This window comes from Pseudomonas sp. GW821-FHT02H06 (assembly GCF_059421525.1).
On the sequence record NZ_JBWKVD010000015.1, the window covers coordinates 47530 to 66671 of the forward strand.

The window sequence follows — 19142 nt, forward strand, 5'->3', positions numbered from 1 at the left end:
GCCGTCGCTAGGTCGTTCGGCGCTATGCATATGCTCTAACGATATTTAAACTTCGCTTCTTATAGCTTTAAAGTCCTCCCTCCTCAGCCACACCTTTTGGAGTCGGAGTTCTCATGCCAGCAGCCTCCCACGCTTCGTCCGCGCAAGCGCCCGGTCAGCAGTTCGATGTGCGTCCATTCGCCGAAAAGGTGGGCGCGGAAATCGTCGGTCTGGATCTGTCCCGTCCGCTCAACGACGCCGATTTTGCCCGTGTGCACCAAGCGCATCTCGATTACCACGTGGTTGTTTTCCGCGATCAGCACATCACCCCGCAGCAGCAGATCGATTTCAGTCGCCGTTTTGGCGTCCTGCAGATTCATGTGCTCAAGCAATTCCTGCTCGCCAATCATCCCGAGATTTTGATCGTCTCCAATATCGTCGAAAACGGCCAGCCGGTCGGGCTGGGCGATGCCGGCAAATACTGGCACTCGGACCTGTCCTACAAAGAACTGCCGAGCCTGGGCTCGATGCTCTACGCCCAGGAGCTGCCAAGCGAAGGCGGTGACACCCTGTTCGCTGACATGCATTTGGCCTGGAACACGCTGCCCGAGCATCTGCGCAAAGCCGTCGAAGGTCGCAATGCGGTGCACAGCTATACCTCCCGCTACAGCCATGGGCATAACGCTGATAACTGGCGCCCAACCCTGAGCGCTGAACAGTTGGCCCAAGTCGCAGTGGTCAGCCATCCGATCGTGCGGACCCACCCGGAAAACGGGCGCAAGGCGCTGTTCGTCAGCGAAGGCTTCACCACCCACATCGTCGGCCTGCCGGAAGACGAGAGTCAGGCAATTCTCACAGAGCTGTACGCCCACAGCGTTCGCCCGGAAGGCGTTTACCGCCACAAGTGGCAGGAGAACGACATGGTGTTCTGGGACAACCGCTCGCTGATTCATCTAGCCGGCGGCACGCCCGATCACCTGCGCCGTCGCTTGCACCGCACCACCATTCAGGGCGATGCGCCGTTCTGATCCAGGAGAGCTCCATGAATGCTGTTCTGCAAAGCCACACGGCTAGCGATCGCTTGAACGCGCACCAGGCCAATCAGCCCACCGCTGAAGCGCTGCTGCAAGTACAAGGCGTCAGCCTTGAATACCGCACGCCGGAACGCGTGGTGCGGGCCACCCATCAAGTCAGTTTTGAAATCGATTTTGCCGACCGTTTTGTCCTGCTCGGCCCGTCGGGCTGCGGCAAGTCAACGCTGCTCAAGGCCGTGGCCGGGTTTATCCAGCCCAGCGAAGGGCAGATTCGTCTGGCCGGCCAAGAGGTAAAGGAGCCGGGGCCCGACCGCATCGTGGTGTTTCAGGAATTCGACCAGTTGCCGCCGTGGAAGACGGTGATCCAGAACGTCATGTTTCCGCTGCTGGCCTCGCGCACCCTCAAGCGTCGTGAGGCCGAGGAGCGCGCACGGTATTACCTGGAGAAAGTCGGCCTGAGCGCTTTCGCTGACGCTTACCCGCACACCTTGTCCGGCGGCATGAAGGCGCGCGTGGCAATTGCCCGGGCGCTGGCGATGCAGCCCAAGATCCTGTTGATGGACGAGCCCTTCGCCGCGCTCGACGCGTTGACCCGCCGCAAGATGCAGGAAGAGCTGCTGGAGCTGTGGGAAGAGGTGCGCTTCACGCTGCTGTTCGTGACCCACTCCATCGAGGAAGCGCTGGTGGTGGGCAATCGGATTCTGCTGTTGTCGCCCCATCCGGGCCGCGTGCGCGCCGAGATCAACAGCCATCAGTACAACTTGAAAAGCCTCGGCGGCGTCGAGTTCCAGGCGTCTGCCCAGCGGATTCACCGGCTGTTGTTCGACGAGGGCGAAGCGCCTGCAGTCGAGCCGGATCTGCGGTTTCAGGATGTTCGAATTGCCTACTGATCGCGGTTCGCCGAGCTGCCCCCTCAAGAGATTGCACCCATGAGCCTTTCACCCCCTCTGCGGGAAGAATACGAAGTCGTGCTGGAGCCTTTCACTCAGGAAGATCTGGCCCGCGACATTCCCCTCGCGCAACGCATCTGGCAGGTGAGCTGGGTGCGTAAAGCCGTCATCCTTGTCGCCCTAGCGATCATCTGGGAAATCGCCGCGCGCATTCAGGGCAACGACCTGCTGCTGCCGAGCTTTCTGCAAACCGCTTCGGCGTTTATCGACGGCATCGCCAGTGGCGAATTGCTGACCAAGGTCTGGATCTCCCTGACGGTCCTGGTCAAGGGTTACCTGATCGGCATCGTCCTGGCGTTTGGTCTGACCACGCTGGCGGTGTCGACCCAACTGGGTCGCGACCTGCTCGGCACGCTGACGGCGATGTTCAACCCGTTGCCGGCCATCGCGCTGCTGCCGCTGTCGCTGCTGTGGTTTGGCCTCGGTGAAAACAGCCTGATTTTCGTGCTGGTGCATTCGGTGCTCTGGGCGTTGGCATTGAACACCTACGCGGGGTTTCTCGGTGTTTCGGAAACCCAGCGCATGGCCGGGCGCAATTACGGCCTCAAGGGCCTGCGGTTCGTCTGGTACATCCTGATTCCGGCGGCGCTGCCTTCGATTCTCGCGGGCCTGAAAATCGGCTGGGCCTTTGCGTGGCGAACCCTCATTGCCGCAGAACTGGTGTTCGGCGCGTCCTCGGGCAAGGGCGGTCTGGGCTGGTACATCTTCCAGAACCGCAACGAGCTGTACACCGACAAGGTATTCGCGGGTCTGGCGGCGGTGATCATCATTGGTCTGCTGGTGGAAAACCTGCTGTTCAGTAACGTCGAGCGCCTGACCGTGAAGCGGTGGGGCATGCAGCGCTGATCTGCTTTATCAAACGAACGCTCCGCCTTGTGGCCGCTGAATGGGCCATGAGTCCGTCACCCCTTTCGCCTTCATCGTGAGAAATGTATGGAATTTCTGAAAACAGCTGCACCTTTCAAGCGCCCGACACTGACCGCGCTCGCCGCCGCCCTGGGTCTGGCTGGCGCTTTGTTGAGCAGCGGCGCTCACGCTGAAGGCAAGATCAGCATCGCCCAGCAGTTCGGCATCGGTTATCTGATTCTGGACGTCGTTCAGCAGCAGAAGCTGATCGAGAAGCACGGCAAGGAGCAGGGCCTGGACATCAAGGTCGACTGGAACAGCATCTCCGGCGCCACCGCGATGAATGAAGCCCTGCTGGCTGGCGCGCTGGACGTGGTGTCGGCGGGCGTACCGCCGATGCTGACCATCTGGGACCGGACCAAGGGCAAGCAGAACGTCAAGGCCATCGCCTCGCTGGGCTCGATGCCCAACTACCTGCTCAGCAACAACCCCAACGTGAAGACCCTCAACGACTTCACTGAAAAGGACCGCATCGCGGTGCCGGCCGCGGGCGTAGGGTTCCAGTCGCGTACGTTGCAGATCGAAACCGCCAAGCTGTTCGGGAACGACAATTTCAAGAAATTCGACAACATCTCCGTCAGCCTGCCGCACCCGGACGCCACGTCGGCGCTGATTGCCGGCGGGTCGGAGATCAGCGCGCACTTCTCCAGTCCTCCGTTTCAGTATCAGGAGCTGGAAAACCCCAACGTGCATAAAGTGCTGAGTTCTTACGATGTGCTGGGCGGCCAGGCAACGTTCAACGTGCTCTACACCACTCAGAAATTCCACGACGAAAATCCGAAGACCTACAAAGCGTTCTACGACGCACTGGCCGAGGCCGAGAAGATCATCAAGGCTGACAAGCCTGCGGCGGCGAAGACCTACATCGACGTCGAGAAATCGAAACTGCCGTTGCCGCTGGTGGAGAAGATCGTCTCCGACCCGGAAATCGACTTCACCGTCGTGCCCCAGCGCACGTTCATCTACGCCGAAAAGCTCCATGAGCTGGGTGTGCTGAAAAACAAGGCTGACAGCTGGAAGGACTTCTTCTTCGAAGAAGCCCACGGTGGTGCGGGTAGTTGATCCTCAACGTTGGTCGGTCTGTTTAGACCGGCTTGATGGGGGGCGGTGTGTCAGCCACACCGCCTTCGCGACCGTCGTAACCTCCGATTGCTCCTACAGTGGATTTGCGTGCGACCCAGATATTTGGCGCGCCGCGAACCTGTGGCATATCCCGTCGTCCAGACGACGCGCTGTCTGGCATCAAACACACCCCCTGTGGGAGCGAGCTTGCTCGCGAAGGCGGCGATTCAGGCGCTAAAGATGCAGCGGGGTGTCTCGACCCCTTCGCGAGCAAGCTCGCTCCCACAATTTTTGTGTCCACAGGTAGAACTGCGGCGTTGTCATGTTCATGAGAGTGAGCTTGCTCACGAAGGCAGTGTGTCTGCCAACATCGATGTCACAGACTCCCCCCATCGCGAACAGGCGTGCTCTAGCGTAGATTGGCGTGCGCTGTAGATGCCGGCAGAGTTCGGTGCCTCAAGGAACCCTGATGTAAGCTCACAGTCGCATGATCACATCGCAACGGCGTCCGGCGGCGCGGTGTCGCAACGGCATTGGCACAAGGAGCTTGCATGCCCGCCCAACCCCTCTTTTTTCATGGTCGTCTGACCGTTCTTTCCCTCGGTCTGTGCCTGGCCATGCTTGCTGGCTGCGAGAAGGAAAAGCCCCAGGAACCGGTGCGCGCACGCGTGCAGGCCCAGGAGGTCAAGACGGCCGATTTCTCTGCGGACGTCGCGCTGACCGGTGATGTCCAGGCGCGGGTGCAGACCCAGCTTTCATTCCGGGTGGGCGGCAAGATCATTCAGCGCACGGTCGACGTGGGCGATCGGGTGTCGGCCAAACAAGTGCTGGCCAAACTCGACCCCAAAGACCTGCAGACCAATGTCGATTCCGCCCTCGCTGCCGTTGCCGCCGAGCAGGCGCGCGTGAAACAGACTTCCGCCGCCTTCGTGCGTCAGGAAAAGCTCTTGCCCAAGGGCTACACCAGCCGCAGTGAATACGATTCCGCCCAAGCCCAGCTTCGTGGCAGTCAGAGCGCGCTCAAAGCCGCCCAGGCGCAACTGGCCAACGCCCGCGAGCAACTGGGCTACACCGCATTGATCGCCGATGCGCCGGGCATCATTACCGCGCGGCAGGCCGAAGTCGGCCAGGTCGTACAGCCCACCGCGCCGATCTTCAGCCTGGCCCGCGATGGCGAGCGCGACGCCGTGTTCAACGTTTACGAGTCGCTGTTCGTCAACCCGCCGACCGACCAGCCGGTCGAAGTGACGCTGCTGGACAACCCGAAGGTCAAGGCCGTCGGCAAGGTGCGCGAAGTCACGCCAGCCGTATCGGCGCAAACCGGCACACTGCAAGTGAAGATCGCCCTCACCTCGCTGCCGCCGGGCATGGATCTGGGTTCGGTGGTCAGTGCCGCGCTGAGCGTGCCGGCCAGGACCAGCGTGGAGCTGCCGTGGTCCGCGCTGACCAAAGGCCTGGGCGATCAGCTCGGCAAGCCGGCGGTGTGGGTGGTCGATGGCGACAACAAGGTCAGCCTGCGCGGCGTCACGGTCGGGCGCTACCTGACCGGCAAAGTGATCATTGTCGACGGTCTGAAGAATGGTGAAAAAGTGGTCGTTGCCGGTAACCAGTTGCTGCACCCGGACATGCAGGTGGAGCTCGCCGACGTGTACCCCAATGCCTCGAAACAGCCGACAGGAGCCCAGCAATGAAGCGCTTTTCGGGGGTTGTGCTGGCGGGCCTGTTGTTGAGCGCATGCAGCAAGGAAGAGCCGGCACCCGAGCCGGTTCGGCCGGTGCTGTTCATTGAGGTGAAACCCCAGGCTCAGGAAAGCCTGGGCCGTTTCGCCGGCAACATCGCCGCGCGCTATGAAAGCACTCTGGGCTTTCGCGTCTCGGGTCGCATTGCCCAGCGCAGCGTCGATGTCGGCGCACAGGTCAAGAAGGGCGACATGCTCGCCGTGCTCGACCCGACGGACCAACAGAATCAGGTGCGCTCGACCCAGGGCGATCTGGCCCGGGTCGAAGCCCAGTTGATCAACGCCCAGGCTAACGCCCGTCGGCAACAAGAATTGTTTGATCGCGGCGTTGGCGCCCAAGCCGCGCTGGATGTCGCAGTCACCGACCTGAAAACCACGCAGTCTTCCTACGATCAGGCCAAGGCCGCGATGCAACAGGCCAAGGATCAGCTGAGCTACAGCGAGCTGCGCGCCGATCACGATGCCGTCGTCACCGAATGGAAAGTCGAGGCCGGCCAGGTGGTCAGCGCGGGCGAGCAGGTGGTGACACTGGCGCGCCCGGACATCAAAGAGGCGGTCATTGATTTGCCGGCGCAACTGAGTGATCAACTGCCCAGCGACGTCGTGTTCAAAGTCGCCAGCCAGCTGGAGCCAGAGATCAACACCACCGCAACCGTGCGAGAACTCGAGCCCCAGGCCGAAAGCACCACCCGCACCCGTCGCGCACGTTTGACCCTGGCGGATACACCGGCGGCCTTCCGTCTGGGCACAGCGATCAGCGTCACCCTGAGCTCGGCGATCAAACCGCGCATCGAATTGCCCGCCACGACCGTTCAGGAGATCGACGGCAAGACGCAGATCTGGGTCATCGACATGCAGAACCAGACCGTTTCCCCACGCGTCGTCACGGTCGTCAGCCGCAGTGATGATTCAGTGGTACTGGCCGGGGGGGTCAATAACGGCGATCGAGTTGTGACCGCCGGGGTCAATAGCCTCAAGCCGGGGCAGAAAATCAAAGTCGATAAGGAAAGCCCGCGATGAAAGGGAAGTTCAACCTCTCCGATTGGGCGATCAAGCATCAGTCTTTCGTTTGGTACCTGATGTTCGTCGGCCTGCTGATGGGCGTGTTTTCCTACATGAACCTGGGTCGTGAAGAAGACCCTTCGTTCACCATCAAGACCATGGTCATACAAACCCGTTGGCCGGGCGCGACTGTGGATGAAACCCTGGAGCAGGTCACCGACCGCATCGAGAAAAAGCTCGAAGAGCTCGACTCCCTCGATTACGTGAAGAGCTACACCCGGCCGGGCGAGTCCACTGTTATGGTTTACCTGCGCGACACCACCAGCGCTGAGGCCATTCCTGAAATCTGGTACCAGGTTCGCAAGAAGATCGATGACATTCGCGGGCAGTTTCCCCAAGGTATTCAGGGCCCGGCGTTCAACGATGAGTTCGGCGACGTTTACGGATCGATTTACGCCTTCACCTCCGACGGCCTGACCCTGCGCCAGTTACGCGACTACGTGGAGCAAGTGCGCGTCCAGATTCGCGACGTGCCGGGTCTGGGCAAAGTCGAAATGATCGGCGAGCAGGACGAAGTGCTGTACCTCAACTTCTCCACTCGCAAACTGGCGGCACTGGGCCTTGATCAGCGCCAGGTCGTGCAGAGCCTGCAATCGCAAAACACCGTGACGCCCGCCGGGGTCATCGAGGCCGGTCCGGAGCGCATTTCCGTGCGCACCTCCGGCCAGTTCGCCTCGGAAAAAGACCTCGAAAACGTCAACCTGCGCCTCAACGATCGTTTCTATCGATTGAGCGACATCGCCGAAATCACCCGCGGCTACGTGGATCCGCCCAAGCCGTTGTTCCGCTTCGACGGCAAGCCTGCCATCGGCCTGGCCATCGCCATGAAGAAGGGCGGCAACGTTCAGGAGTTCGGCAAACAGCTGCACGAACGCATGAGCGCCGCGACCGCCGACCTGCCGATTGGCGTCGGCGTGCATGTGGTGTCCGATCAGGCGCAGGTGGTCGAGAAGGCCGTCGGCGGCTTCACCAGCGCGCTGTTTGAAGCGGTGGTGATCGTGCTGATCGTCAGCTTCATCAGCCTTGGCATGCGTGCGGGGCTGGTGGTGGCCTGCTCGATTCCGCTGGTGCTGGCGATGGTCTTCGTGTTCATGGAGTACAGCGGCATCACCATGCAGCGTATTTCCCTGGGCGCCCTGATTATTGCCCTTGGCCTGTTGGTCGATGACGCGATGATTACGGTGGAGATGATGGTGTCGCGCCTTGAAAAAGGCGAAACCAAAGCCCAGGCCGCGACCTACGCCTACACCTCGACGGCCTTCCCGATGCTCACCGGTACGCTGGTGACGGTTGCGGGCTTCGTGCCGATCGGCCTGAACGCCAGCTCGGCGGGGGAATACACCTTCACCCTGTTCGCGGTGATTGCCGTCGCCATGCTGGTGTCGTGGGTCGTTGCCGTGCTGTTCGCCCCGGTGATCGGCGTGCACATCCTTAGCGAAAACGTGAAGAAGCACGACGAAAACGCCAAGCCCGGACGCATCGCCAGAGCCTTCAACGGCTCGATGTTCTGGGCCATGCGCCATCGCTGGCTGACCATCATCATTACGATTTTGCTATTTGCCACGTCGCTGTTCTGCATGCGCTTCGTGCAGAACCAATTCTTCCCGTCATCGGACCGCCCGGAGATTCTGGTCGACCTCAACCTGCCGCAGAACGCATCGATCAACGAGACGCGCCGCGCGGTGGACAAGCTCGAGGCGACCCTCAAGGACGATCCGGACATCGTCAGCTGGAGCACCTACATCGGCGAAGGCGCGGTGCGTTTCTACCTGCCGCTGGATCAGCAGCTGGAAAACCCGTATTACGCACAGTTGGTGATCGTCAGCAAAGGGCTGGAAGAGCGCGGCGCGTTGACCGAGCGCTTGCAAAAACGCTTGCGTGACGACTTCGTCGGCATCGGCACTTATGTGCAGGCGCTGGAAATGGGGCCGCCGGTAGGGCGCCCGATTCAGTACCGGGTCAGCGGCGAGAACATTGATGAAGTGCGCCAGCACGCCATCGAACTCGCCACCCTGCTCGACAAGAATCAGCACATCGGCGAGATGATCTACGACTGGAACGAGCCCGGGAAAGTCCTGCGCATCGACATCAATCAGGACAAGGCGCGGCAACTGGGCTTGTCGTCCGAGGACGTTGCGCAACTGATGAACAGCGTCGTGACCGGCTCGGCGGTGACCCAGGTGCGCGATGACATCTACCTGATCAACGTCGTTGGTCGCGCGGTGGATGCCGAGCGAGGGTCACCGGAAACCCTGCAAAACCTGCAGATCGTTACGCCCCAAGGCACGTCGATTCCGCTGCTGGCCTTCGCCAATGTGCGCTACGAACTGGAACAGCCGCTGGTGTGGCGTCGCGATCGTAAACCGACGATCACGCTCAAGGCCGCCGTGAGCGACGACATGCAGCCAACCGATCTGGTGAAAGAGCTTAAGCCCGAGATCGACAAATTCGCCGCCGGTTTGCCGGTGGGCTACAAGGTCGCCACGGGCGGCACGGTGGAGGAGAGCGGCAAGGCCCAAGGGCCGATCGCCAAGGTCGTGCCGTTGATGATCTTCCTGATGGCGACCTTCCTGATGATCCAGCTGCACAGCGTGCAGAAGATGTTCATCGTCGCCAGTGTGGCGCCGTTGGGATTGATCGGCGTGGTGCTCGCGCTGGTGCCGACCGGAACGCCGATGGGCTTTGTGGCGATCCTCGGGATTCTGGCGCTGATCGGCATCATCATCCGCAACTCGGTGATTCTGGTGACCCAGATTCATGAGTACGAGGTGGCGGGCTATCTGCCGTGGGATGCGGTGGCGGAAGCCACGGAACACCGGCGCCGGCCGATCCTGCTGACCGCTGCGGCGGCGAGCCTGGGCATGATCCCGATCGCCCGCGAAGTGTTCTGGGGGCCAATGGCTTACGCAATGATCGGCGGGATCATCATCGCGACCCTGCTGACGTTGCTGTTCCTGCCGGCGCTGTACGTGGCCTGGTACAAGATCAAGGAGCCGAGTGAGGAGGAGCGGCGCAAACATCAGGAACGCCAGCAGGAAGAGCAACACCGCCGTGATGACGATACGGACGACGGCGCGTCCTCTCCCGCGCATTAATACCTATGGTTCAGGCGGAAGCGGTCGGGTGGCCACTTCCGCTTTTTATCTGCGCACCGGTGAGGGGGTTGTCAGGTCAGCTCGAAATCTTTGAAATGCACCTGCCCTGCCTGAGTTTTCAACTTTTCCGGATCAGAGACGGTGTGTACCTGCACGGTCACCGTAGTGGCAGGGATCGGTTTGCGCTTCATCTCGAGAGTGACTTTCTTCCACTCCTCGGTTGCTACCGAAATGTCACCAAACGCCTCGGCGCTCCCGACCGTACTGATCAGCACCCCATAACTGAATAGTATGGAATCGCCGGGCTTTATGATTTCCCCGGCCCGCACATAAAAACTAAATTTGCTGGGTTTATAATTGCCCTCCGGGAGGGACTGGGACAGACCGGCTGCCTTTGCCAGCTGCACGTAGTAAACCGACCCCTCTTTCTTGATCCCCCCAGTGACCTCAGTGGGGGTGATGGTCCAGGGTTCTAATTCGCCCGATGCGAAGTCACTGTTTTTCAATAAATTACTCATCGTCATTCCCTTGCTGATTGGCGATTGGCAGCCCGTGTTCATCAGGCAACCGGATCGTGGTTGGCACTCATGGCGCGGGTCCAGTGTGTGCGCGGGGACAGGAAGGGGCTACTGTCAGAAATGACAGTCCCGGACCCCCGTCAATTGAGCGAGCATTTGCGAGGTGGGGCAAGACCAGTCGTGATTTAGGAACGGTCCGACAGACACTCGTCGGTCCCTGCCTTACTGTGCCCCGCTGAATCGCTTCGCGGGGCTCGGCATGTCTTTTTCCTTGGTACGCTTGTGTGTCTGCCTCTTGTTGGGCTGGATGCTCCCATTCAGCAGTTCGGCTGAAACGTTGGAAAACGACTTCTGGCGGGTGGACGTTGATCCGCAGACACTCGCGGTCCGCGTCTCGCCGAGCGGGCAACCTGCCTTGCAAGCGTCAAGCGGGGTCAAGGCGCATCGCGTCAGTGAGCTCAAGACCTCGCAGGACTACCTCGCGTGGCAGTGGGACGAGGGCGCCTGGCATCTCGAAGCCCGGCTGCAGCAACGTGACCTCTTGCTGACCATCAAGGCCCGGAATGCCGGGGTACTGGAGTTCCTGAATCAGCCAGGCGACGCCATGGGCAAAGCGCTGATCTGGCCGATGGCAGAGGGGCATTATGTCCCTCGGGGGAACACTGTCTGGCAGCAGTTTCTTGCGACCCAGGGCGAGATCAACACCACACAGGACTTGAGCCTGCCGCTGTGGGGCATGGACCACGGCGCATTCACCCTGACCTGGCTGTTGACCCATCCATTCAACAACCGCCTTCGTTTGCATCTCCAAGGTGACGCCCTGGGTTTGTCCGCCCGACATGAGTTCACGGCGCTGGATGTCAGCACGCCAATGACCTTTCGCCTGTCGCTGGATGCCGCCGATCCGCTCGCTGGCGCAAGGCGTTACCGGCAGTGGCTCATCGACAATGGAGACTATCAGACGCTGGAAAGCAAGTTCGAGAAAACCCCAGAGGGGCGCAAGCTGCTCGGCGCCGCTCACCTGTATCTGTGGGGCAACGACCTGTTGGCCCTTGATGATATTCAGTCCTGGGGGCGTCTGACTCAGGTACTTGCGTCCGACGACCCACTGGCTGTGCAGTTGCGCAACCGGCTGGATAAAGAAGCGCTGGTTTTGCTGAGTGGCAGCCAGGGACCATTGCAGCGCTGGCAACAAGTCGCCCTGTTGCGCAGTCTGAACAGCGCGTTCAACTCGGTCGCAAGACAAGCATGGCAACGTGATGCCCAGCCCGACGTGTCGCGGTTGACGTCGCGTTACGGTGAGCTTCGCGCGGAGGTCGCCCACCTGTTTGCCGGAGCTCTCGCGGATGACCCGTCGACATGGGGCGGCGTGCTATCCCTGAAGGGTATCGAGAGCCTGCAAGCATCTGGTTTGTCACGCCTGTGGCTGGGGCTCGGCGAAGGTTGGGAGGGAGGTCTCTGGCATCCCGAAGCCGTTCGCGCCGCTGTGCAGGCGGGGTATCTGATTGCGCCCTATGACTCCTACGAAACGGCTCTGGCGACCCATGAAAACCCGGACTGGGTGACCGCTCACTTGGGCAGCGACGCACACCGTCAATGCGCCATTGTGCTGAAGGACGGAACGTTCAAAGCCGGTTTTCAACAGTCCGGGCATTACACCGATCCGCGTTGTGTCCGGCCGTTAATGGAGGCGCGGGTTACAGCTGTCCAGGCCGCTGCCGGTTTCAATAGCTGGTTTCTGGACGCCTATGCCACGGGGATGCTGTTCGACAGCTATCGGCCCGGCGCGACCATGACCGAGATGCAAAACGCCGCCGCTAATGTCAGTGCTTCGCAGTGGGTGGCTGAAGCCCGAGCGCTGCCCTCAGGTTCCGAGGACGGCAATGCCGTCACCGCCCAGGGCATCCTTTTCGCCCACGGCATGCAGACGCCGGTGATCGGATGGGGTGATCCGGAGCTCAGCCAGCACAAGTCCTCCCGCTGGTACCTGGGCAGTTGGTACCCGCCGGAGCAGCCGGACGTGTTCTTCAAACCGGTACCGATCAAGGAGCCTTATCGCACCATTCACTTCAATCCGACGACCCGCCTGCCGCTCTATCAGGCCGTGTTCCATGGATCGGTCATCACGACTCATCACTGGCTTTTTGACAGCCTGAAACTGGTCAATGTCAGGCAGGAGAACGAGCTCGCCCAGTTGCTCTACAACGTGCCGCCGCTGTATCACCTGAGCAGCGCGACGCTGGGCGAGCGGTTGCCGGTGATGCAGCGTCAGGACCGGTTTTTCAGGCCACTGCATGAGCGCCTTGGTACCCAGGCGATGACGGCGTTCAGTTGGCTGACGCTTGATCGACAAGTTCAGCAGACCACGTTCGCGGACGGAACGAGACTGGTGGCGAACTTCGATGGTGGGACCCGTGAGGTAGGGACGACCCGGTATGCAGGGCATAGCGTGACGGCGGTTGCGCCTGACGGAGCGGTCAGCGTCTATCACGCAACAGGCGAGGGCGGCTGATGCGCCAGGTTTTCCGAGTCTCGCTACGGGAGACCTGCAGCGGTCAGACCTTGCGCCACACGCTCGCCAGCCATGGCTGTTGATCTCTCGGTAATCCCGGCGGTCGGTAGTAATGCTCGACTTCGGTAAACCCGGCCTCGGTCAGTAACGCGCTCCACGACTCCAGATCATGGAACGCGCCATAGCGCTCGCCTTTCCAGCCTTCCTGATTGTCACCTCGGGGATTGGAGCTGAACAGCACGCCGCCGGGCTTGAGTGCAGCGCGCAACTCACGCAGCACCCGAGGCAATTCCTGACGCGGTACGTGGAACAGCGAGGCGTTGGCGAAGATGCCGTCGAAGCGTTCTGCGGGCAGATCAAGTTCCAGGAAGTTCTGGTGCAGCACCTCGCAGCCGCTGTCGGCGCGGGCCATCTCGGCAAAGCGTTCGGAGCCATCCAGGCCAGTGGCGATGTGGCCCATGGCAGTGAAGGTCTGCAGATCACGGCCAGGCCCGCAGCCGAAATCCAGAATCTGAAACGGCGCCGGGCCTGTGATATTGCGCAGCAGCGCATCAATGTTCTGGCTCACATCATGGTCGCGGGTCCCTTCGCGAAAACCCTCGGCGACATCGTTGTAGTTGCCGAGGGTAGTGGCCGTGATCTGGGCGAGGTCGGTTTGATCAAGTTTCATGAGGTGGTTGTCTGGGCGAATAAGGCCGCCAATATACCCCGCTCCCGAATTGCAATCTCCTGGCGGGACTGCATGCCGTTGGTAGGACCGGCTTCAGCCGGGAAGAGGCCCGTGGCAGCGCGATCAATTTTGCAGTGTGGCACCTGCCGCTTTCCCGGCTAAAGCCAGTCCTACTGAATAACGCATGCCGACAGTGGGACCGGCTTCAGCCGGGAAGAGGCCCGTGGGCAGCGCCATCAATCTTGCAGTGTGGCACCTGCCGCTTTTCCGGCTAAAGCCGGTCCTACTGAATGAACGCATGCCGATAGTGGGACCGGCTTCAGCCAGTCCTGCAGGGAAGGCGCCCTTTGATCAGCGCTTGTTCAGTCGCAACGCCAATCGGTCCCCGCCCAACTGAATCACCGCTACCAGGATCACCAGCAACACGATCACGGTGAGCATCACCTGCGTATCAAACCGCTGATAACCGTAGCGATAAGCGATGTCGCCCAGGCCGCCCGCGCCGATGGCACCGGCCATGGCCGACGAATTGATCATTGTCACAATGGTGATGGTAAATCCGCCGACGATGCCCGGCAGCGCTTCGGGCAACAGCACGTGCCAGACGATGTGCCACCGGCGGCAGCCCATCGCTTGTGCCGCTTCGATCAGGCCGTGGTCCACCTCGCGCAGGCTGACTTCCGCAATACGCGCGAAGAATGGCGTCGACGCGATGGTCAGCGGCACCACCGCCGCCCACACGCCGTAGGTCGTGCCGACGATCAGCCGCGTGAACGGAATCAGCGCGACCATCAGAATCAGGAACGGCACCGAACGAAAAATATTCACGAACGCGCCCAGCACCCGGTTCACATTGGGCGCCTCAAAAATGCCTCCCTTGCCGCTGGTGACCAGAATCACCGCCAGTGGAATGCCCAGAATCAACGCAATCAGCGACGACACGCCCACCATCAGAAAGGTGTCGATGACGCCCTGCCACAGACGATCAAGCCACATAACCCAATACCTCCGCGTGCTGCGCGTGTTTGCGGGCACGATTGAGCAATTCGTCCGCCGACAGCGGCGAATGACTTACCGCCAGCAGCAGGTGACCCAGCGCACGCCCCTGAATGCGTTCGACGCCGCCATGCAGCAGGCTCACCCGCCCGCCAAATGCATTGAACAGTGCCGACAAATCAGGCTCCTTGCCGTCGCTGCCGGTGAATTGCAGGTCCAGCACAACGCTGACGTGTTGTTCGGATGGCTGCGGCTGCAAGCGCGCCTGCAAATCCTCCGGCAGCGCATGTTGCAGCGGCGCCAGCAGCGTCTTGCTCACCTCATGCTGTGGATTGCCGAACACCTGCCAGACCGGGCCCTGCTCGACGACCTCACCTTTTTCCAGCACCACCACCCGGTCACAGATCTCCCGGATCACCGCCATCTCGTGGGTGATCAAAATGATCGTCAGGCCCAGGCGCTGATTGATCTCGCGCAGCAGGCCGAGAATCGATTGCGTGGTTTCCGGGTCGAGGGCCGAGGTCGCCTCGTCGCACAGCAGAATCGCTGGATCATGCACCAGCGCCCGGGCAATGCCGACGCGCTGCTTCTGCCCGCCCGACAATTGCGCGGGATAGGCGGTGTGCTTGCCTTCCAGCCCCACCAATGCCAGCAGCTCGGCGACTTTGCGCTGACGCTGCGCCTTCGGCACGCCCGCCACCTTGAGCGGCAGCTCGACGTTCTGCCAAACGGTCTTGGCCGACATCAGATTGAAGTGCTGAAAGATCATGCCGATGCGTCGGCGCAGCGCCACCAGCGTGTCTTCGTTGAAGTCGCCGATGTCCACCTGATCGATCAGCACGCGTCCGCTGCTGGGTTTTTCCAGACGATTGATGGTGCGAATCAGTGACGATTTGCCTGCGCCGCTTCGGCCGATGATGCCGAACACTTCACCGCGCTGGATATCCAGATCGATGGCCTGCAGCGCCGGCACCGGCCCTTGCGGACCTTCATAGACCTTGCCCAGATTGATGAAGCGCACATGGGCGCGTTGCTTCTCCGGGTGCAGTTCTGCTTGCTCGGCGGCATGGGGAGCCGCAGCACCCTCAAGCGTCAAAGCGCGTTGCGCGGATGCCGTCATGATCAGTTCTTCCAGCCAACCTGATACAGCGAGCCATTGACCTTATCCAGCGAGGCTCGCACGACCGGCGAGTGTTGGTAGATGTCGATGAACTTGGCCAGACGCGGGTCATCCTTGTGGTCCGGTTTGATGACGAACTGAATCACGTACTCCGGGTGATCGAGGCCGTCGAACAGAATCGCCGAGCCGGCATCGAAGGTCTTCGACAAACGAATGTAGGCCGGGTAGCCCTGCACGAGATCGGCATCGTCATAGGCGCGCACCAGTTGCACGGCCTCGACCTGAATCAGCTTGAGCTTCTTCGGGTTGGCGGTGATGTCGTCTTCGGTGGCCTTGTAGCCCACGCCCGGTTTCAACGTGATCAAGCCGGCCTTGGCCAACAGTTGCAGGCCGCGTCCGCTATTGATCGGGTCATTGGCGATTGCGACGGTGGCGCCTGTTGGCAGCTCATCGAAGCTTTTGTACTTCTTCGAGTACAGCCCGACATTGTTGATGATGCCCGGCGCGTACGGCACCAGATCAAAACCCGACGCCGCTTTGGCGTTTTCCAGAAACGGGATGTGCTGGAAGTAGTTCACGTCAATGTCGCCGGCGTTGAGGCTGACGTTGGGCGCGATCCAGTCGGTGAATTCCACCAGCTCGACCTTCAGGCCTTGTTTATCGGCTTCGGCGACGGCCGCTTCCAGCGGGATGGCGAACGCCGCCGTGGTGCCGACTTTGAGCGGTTGATCGGCAGCGTGGGTGACGCCGGCAAACAGGCCCAGGGACAGGGCGAGGGTGAGGAGGGTTTTGGTCATGGGTGGTAATCCGGGTCAGTGGTCTGGTTTGAATTCTTGGGTGTCTGTGGAGCCGTCTTCGCGAGCAAGCTCGCTCCCACGGAGTTCGAGCTCGCTCACGCCTGTGATGGGGTGAGTGTCCTGAAGCTCGCCCCCGCATGCCGTTCCGGCAGTCGAGCGTTGCCGTCCTCAAACAGCTTCTCGCGCAAAGTGCCGTGCTCGTATGCGGTCTTGTATGAGCCGCGCCGTTGCAGCTCGGGGATCACCAGATCGATGAAATCCCCGTAGCTCTCCGGGGTGACGATGCGGGTCAGGTTGAAGCCGTCCAGGCCGGTTTCGGCGATCCACGATTCCAGCTCGTCGGCGACCTGCTCGGGCGAGCCGATCAGCGTGATGTAACGGCCGCCGAGGGCGTGTTGATCGAGCAGCTTTTGGCGGGTCCAGTCGTTGTTCTTGAGGATCTTCGTGGCTGACTGAATGGCGTTGCCTTTCACGTGCTGGATCGGCTCGTCGAGCTCGTAGTCGGCGAAGTCGATGCCGGTGGACGCAGCAAAATGCGCGAGCCCGGCCTCCGCGCTGGCGTAGTTCAGATACTCCGCGTACTTGGCTCGCGCCGCTTCTTCGGTGGGGCCGACGATGACGTTGAGGCCCATGAAGACCTTGATGTCATCGGGGGTGCGCCCGGCGGCCACGGCACTGGCGCGGACCTTGTCGACCTGCTCGCGGGTCGCGGGTTTGTTCTGCGCGCTGATGAAGACGCACTCGGCGTTGCTGCCGGCAAACTGCAAACCGCGCTCGGAACTGCCCGCCTGAAACAGCACCGGCGTGCGCTGCGGCGACGGCTCGCACAGGTGATAACCTTCCACCTGATAGAACTCGCCGCTGTGCCGCACGTAATGGACTTTTTCCGGCTGGGCGTAGATGCGCGCCTGACGGTCCTCGATGACTGCGTCGTCCTCCCAACTGCCTTCCCACAGCTTGTACAAAACCTCCAGGTATTCATCGGCCTGGTCGTAGCGGCGGTCGTGTTCGATTTGCTCGGTCAAGCCCATCGCGCGCGCGGCGCTGTCCAGATACCCGGTGACGATGTTCCAGCCCACGCGGCCGCGGGTCAGGTGATCCAGCGTCGACATGCGCCGGGCGAACAGATACGGCGCCTCGTAAGTGAGGTTGGCGGTCAGGCCGAAGCCGAGGTTTTTGGTGACCGCGGCCATGGCCGATACCAGCAACAGCGGATCATTCACCGGCAACTGGATCGATTCCTTCAGGGTTACGTCCACCGACTTCTGGTAGACGTCATAGACCCCGACGATGTCCGCGATGAACAACCCGTCGAACAGCCCGCGCTCCAGCAACTGCGCCAGTTCGGTCCAGTATTCGAGGGTCTTGTACTGGGTGGACGTATCCCGTGGGTGTGTCCAGAAACCGTGGTTGATGTGGCCGATGCAGTTCATGTTGAACGCGTTGAGCAGGATCTTTTTCTTGCTCATCAGATCGTCCCCCGGCGTGGCGGGTTGACGTCATTGAGGTAGTAGTTGCCGATGGCGTGATACTTCCAGCGCACCGGGTCGTGCAACGTGTGGACCCGCGCGTTGCGCCAGTGCCGGTCAAGGCCGTGCTCCGCCAGCGTGGCCTGGGAACCGGCGAGTTCGAACAAGGTGCTGCCGGCTTCCAATGAGATGTCGGTGCTGATCGCCCGCGCCTCCGCGACCGCAATCGATGCCTGGGCCAGATTGTCTGCTGTGGTGTCGGCCTGGGCTCGATCCAGGAATTCCCCCGAACGTTCGAGCAGGGCTTCGGCGGCGTGCAGGCGAATGCCGAGCTTGCCAAAGCTGTGCAGCGTCAGCGGGTCATCGACGGCTTTTTCGATGCCAGAGTCGATCCAGGGCCGCGTGCGGGTGCGCACGAAATGCAGCGCGTCTTCAAAGGCCGCGCGGGCGATGCCGGTGTCGATGGCCGCATGGAGAATCTGCGCTAAAGGGCCGACAGTGGTCGGGCGCTCGAAGGCGGTCTGAAACGGCACCACATCATCGGCGTCAACGTACACGTTATCGAACACCACCGAGCCGCTGCCCGTGGTGCGCTGGCCGAAGCCGCTCCAGTCATCGATCACGCTCAGCCCCGTTGCGTTGGCTGGCACGAATGCCAGCTGCTGCACGCCGTTGTCATCAACGACCGAGGTTGGTATGCGTTGGGCGTAAAGCGCGCCGGTGGCGTAGAACTTGCGGCCGTTGATGCGCCAGCCGTTGCCGCTGCCGTCGCGGCTCAGTCGGGTGGTGCGGTCGTGGGCGGTTTTGGTGCCCAGTTCAGCCAGCGCGTTACCGAAGCGCTGACCGGCGAGGACCTCGGCGTACAGACGCGCCTGCTGCGCCGGGCTGCCATTCACCCGCAGCACTTCCAGCGCGTAAAAGTGGTTCTGTGGAATTTGCCCCAGAGAGGCGTCGGCGGCAGAGATGATCCGAATGACCTCGGCCAGGGTGACATTGGACACGCCAGCGCCGCCAAAGGCCTTTGGCACACTGATGCCCCACAGTCCCGAGCGGGAAAACGCTTCCAGTTCCTGATGGGGCAGGCGACGTTCGCGATCACGCGTCGCGCTCTGTTGCTTGAAATCTTCCGCCAGCGTGCGGGCGATACGCAGCGCCTCGGCGTCGTCACGAATGATCGCAGTCACGGCGGTCGCCTGCGTGTCACGCGGCAAGGTTTGAAGGCTCATAGGTGTGC

The 19142-nt window shown here is 61.4% G+C and carries 15 protein-coding genes; 8 read left to right on the forward strand and 7 right to left on the reverse strand.

Annotated elements, in window-relative coordinates:
* The first annotated feature begins 113 nt into the window (after positions 1–113).
* From AC07VF_RS20990 to AC07VF_RS21020, 7 genes are all read left to right on the forward strand, one after another.
* Complete coding sequence (locus AC07VF_RS20990) at positions 114–1007, forward strand: TauD/TfdA dioxygenase family protein (protein ID WP_495009644.1); 894 nt, start codon at positions 114–116, stop codon at positions 1005–1007.
* Between the two features lie 14 nt (positions 1008–1021).
* Complete coding sequence (locus tag AC07VF_RS20995) at positions 1022–1903, forward strand: ABC transporter ATP-binding protein (protein ID WP_495009645.1); 882 nt, start codon at positions 1022–1024, stop codon at positions 1901–1903.
* A gap of 39 nt (positions 1904–1942) precedes the next feature.
* The gene (locus AC07VF_RS21000; protein ID WP_122536747.1) at positions 1943–2809 is read left to right on the forward strand and encodes an ABC transporter permease; all 867 of its coding nucleotides are present in this window, start codon (positions 1943–1945) and stop codon (positions 2807–2809) included.
* Between the two features lie 87 nt (positions 2810–2896).
* Positions 2897–3931 carry an ABC transporter substrate-binding protein gene (locus tag AC07VF_RS21005; protein WP_282371876.1) on the forward strand — a complete coding sequence of 345 codons (1035 nt, stop codon included), beginning with the start codon at positions 2897–2899 and terminating at the stop codon, positions 3929–3931.
* Positions 3932–4482: 551 nt separating this feature from the next.
* A complete protein-coding gene (locus AC07VF_RS21010) occupies positions 4483–5622 on the forward strand; it encodes an efflux RND transporter periplasmic adaptor subunit (RefSeq protein ID WP_495009646.1) in 1140 nt (379 codons plus the stop codon).
* On the forward strand, positions 5619–6689 hold the full coding sequence (locus AC07VF_RS21015) for an efflux RND transporter periplasmic adaptor subunit (RefSeq protein ID WP_346627280.1): 1071 nt from the start codon (positions 5619–5621) through the stop codon (positions 6687–6689). Before AC07VF_RS21010 ends, AC07VF_RS21015 begins: the two co-directional genes overlap by 4 nt.
* Positions 6686–9826 (forward strand): efflux RND transporter permease subunit, encoded by a 3141-nt coding sequence (locus tag AC07VF_RS21020; protein WP_192173030.1) that lies wholly within the window; start codon positions 6686–6688, stop codon positions 9824–9826. Before AC07VF_RS21015 ends, AC07VF_RS21020 begins: the two co-directional genes overlap by 4 nt.
* 71 nt (positions 9827–9897) lie before the next feature.
* Here the strand turns inward: AC07VF_RS21020 and AC07VF_RS21025 are convergent, their stop codons facing one another.
* Positions 9898–10344: a hypothetical protein gene (locus AC07VF_RS21025; RefSeq protein WP_495009647.1), complete on the reverse strand. Its 447-nt coding sequence runs from the start codon at positions 10342–10344 to the stop codon at positions 9898–9900.
* Positions 10345–10603: 259 nt separating this feature from the next.
* Here AC07VF_RS21025 and AC07VF_RS21030 point away from each other — a divergent pair, with 259 nt between their 5' ends.
* Positions 10604–12856 carry a glycoside hydrolase gene (locus tag AC07VF_RS21030; protein WP_495009648.1) on the forward strand — a complete coding sequence of 751 codons (2253 nt, stop codon included), beginning with the start codon at positions 10604–10606 and terminating at the stop codon, positions 12854–12856.
* Between the two features lie 43 nt (positions 12857–12899).
* Here the strand turns inward: AC07VF_RS21030 and AC07VF_RS21035 are convergent, their stop codons facing one another.
* The 6 genes from AC07VF_RS21035 to AC07VF_RS21060 all read right to left on the reverse strand — a co-directional run bounded on the left by AC07VF_RS21035 (position 12900) and on the right by AC07VF_RS21060 (position 19119).
* Positions 12900–13526 carry a class I SAM-dependent methyltransferase gene (locus AC07VF_RS21035; RefSeq protein WP_192173027.1) on the reverse strand — a complete coding sequence of 209 codons (627 nt, stop codon included), beginning with the start codon at positions 13524–13526 and terminating at the stop codon, positions 12900–12902.
* A gap of 351 nt (positions 13527–13877) precedes the next feature.
* Complete coding sequence (locus AC07VF_RS21040; RefSeq protein ID WP_122536756.1) at positions 13878–14522, reverse strand: methionine ABC transporter permease; 645 nt, start codon at positions 14520–14522, stop codon at positions 13878–13880.
* Entirely contained in the window at positions 14512–15642 is a 1131-nt protein-coding gene (locus AC07VF_RS21045; protein WP_495009649.1) for a methionine ABC transporter ATP-binding protein, read from the reverse strand. The genes AC07VF_RS21040 and AC07VF_RS21045 overlap by 11 nt, the downstream gene beginning before the upstream one ends.
* Positions 15643–15644: 2 nt before the next feature.
* Entirely contained in the window at positions 15645–16439 is a 795-nt protein-coding gene (locus tag AC07VF_RS21050; RefSeq protein WP_495009650.1) for a MetQ/NlpA family ABC transporter substrate-binding protein, read from the reverse strand.
* A 95-nt stretch (positions 16440–16534) separates the two neighbouring features.
* Positions 16535–17908: an LLM class flavin-dependent oxidoreductase gene (locus AC07VF_RS21055; RefSeq protein WP_495009651.1), complete on the reverse strand. Its 1374-nt coding sequence runs from the start codon at positions 17906–17908 to the stop codon at positions 16535–16537.
* Positions 17908–19119: an SfnB family sulfur acquisition oxidoreductase gene (locus tag AC07VF_RS21060; RefSeq protein ID WP_495009679.1), complete on the reverse strand. Its 1212-nt coding sequence runs from the start codon at positions 19117–19119 to the stop codon at positions 17908–17910. The genes AC07VF_RS21055 and AC07VF_RS21060 overlap by 1 nt, the downstream gene beginning before the upstream one ends.
* Between the last annotated feature and the right edge of the window lie 23 nt (positions 19120–19142).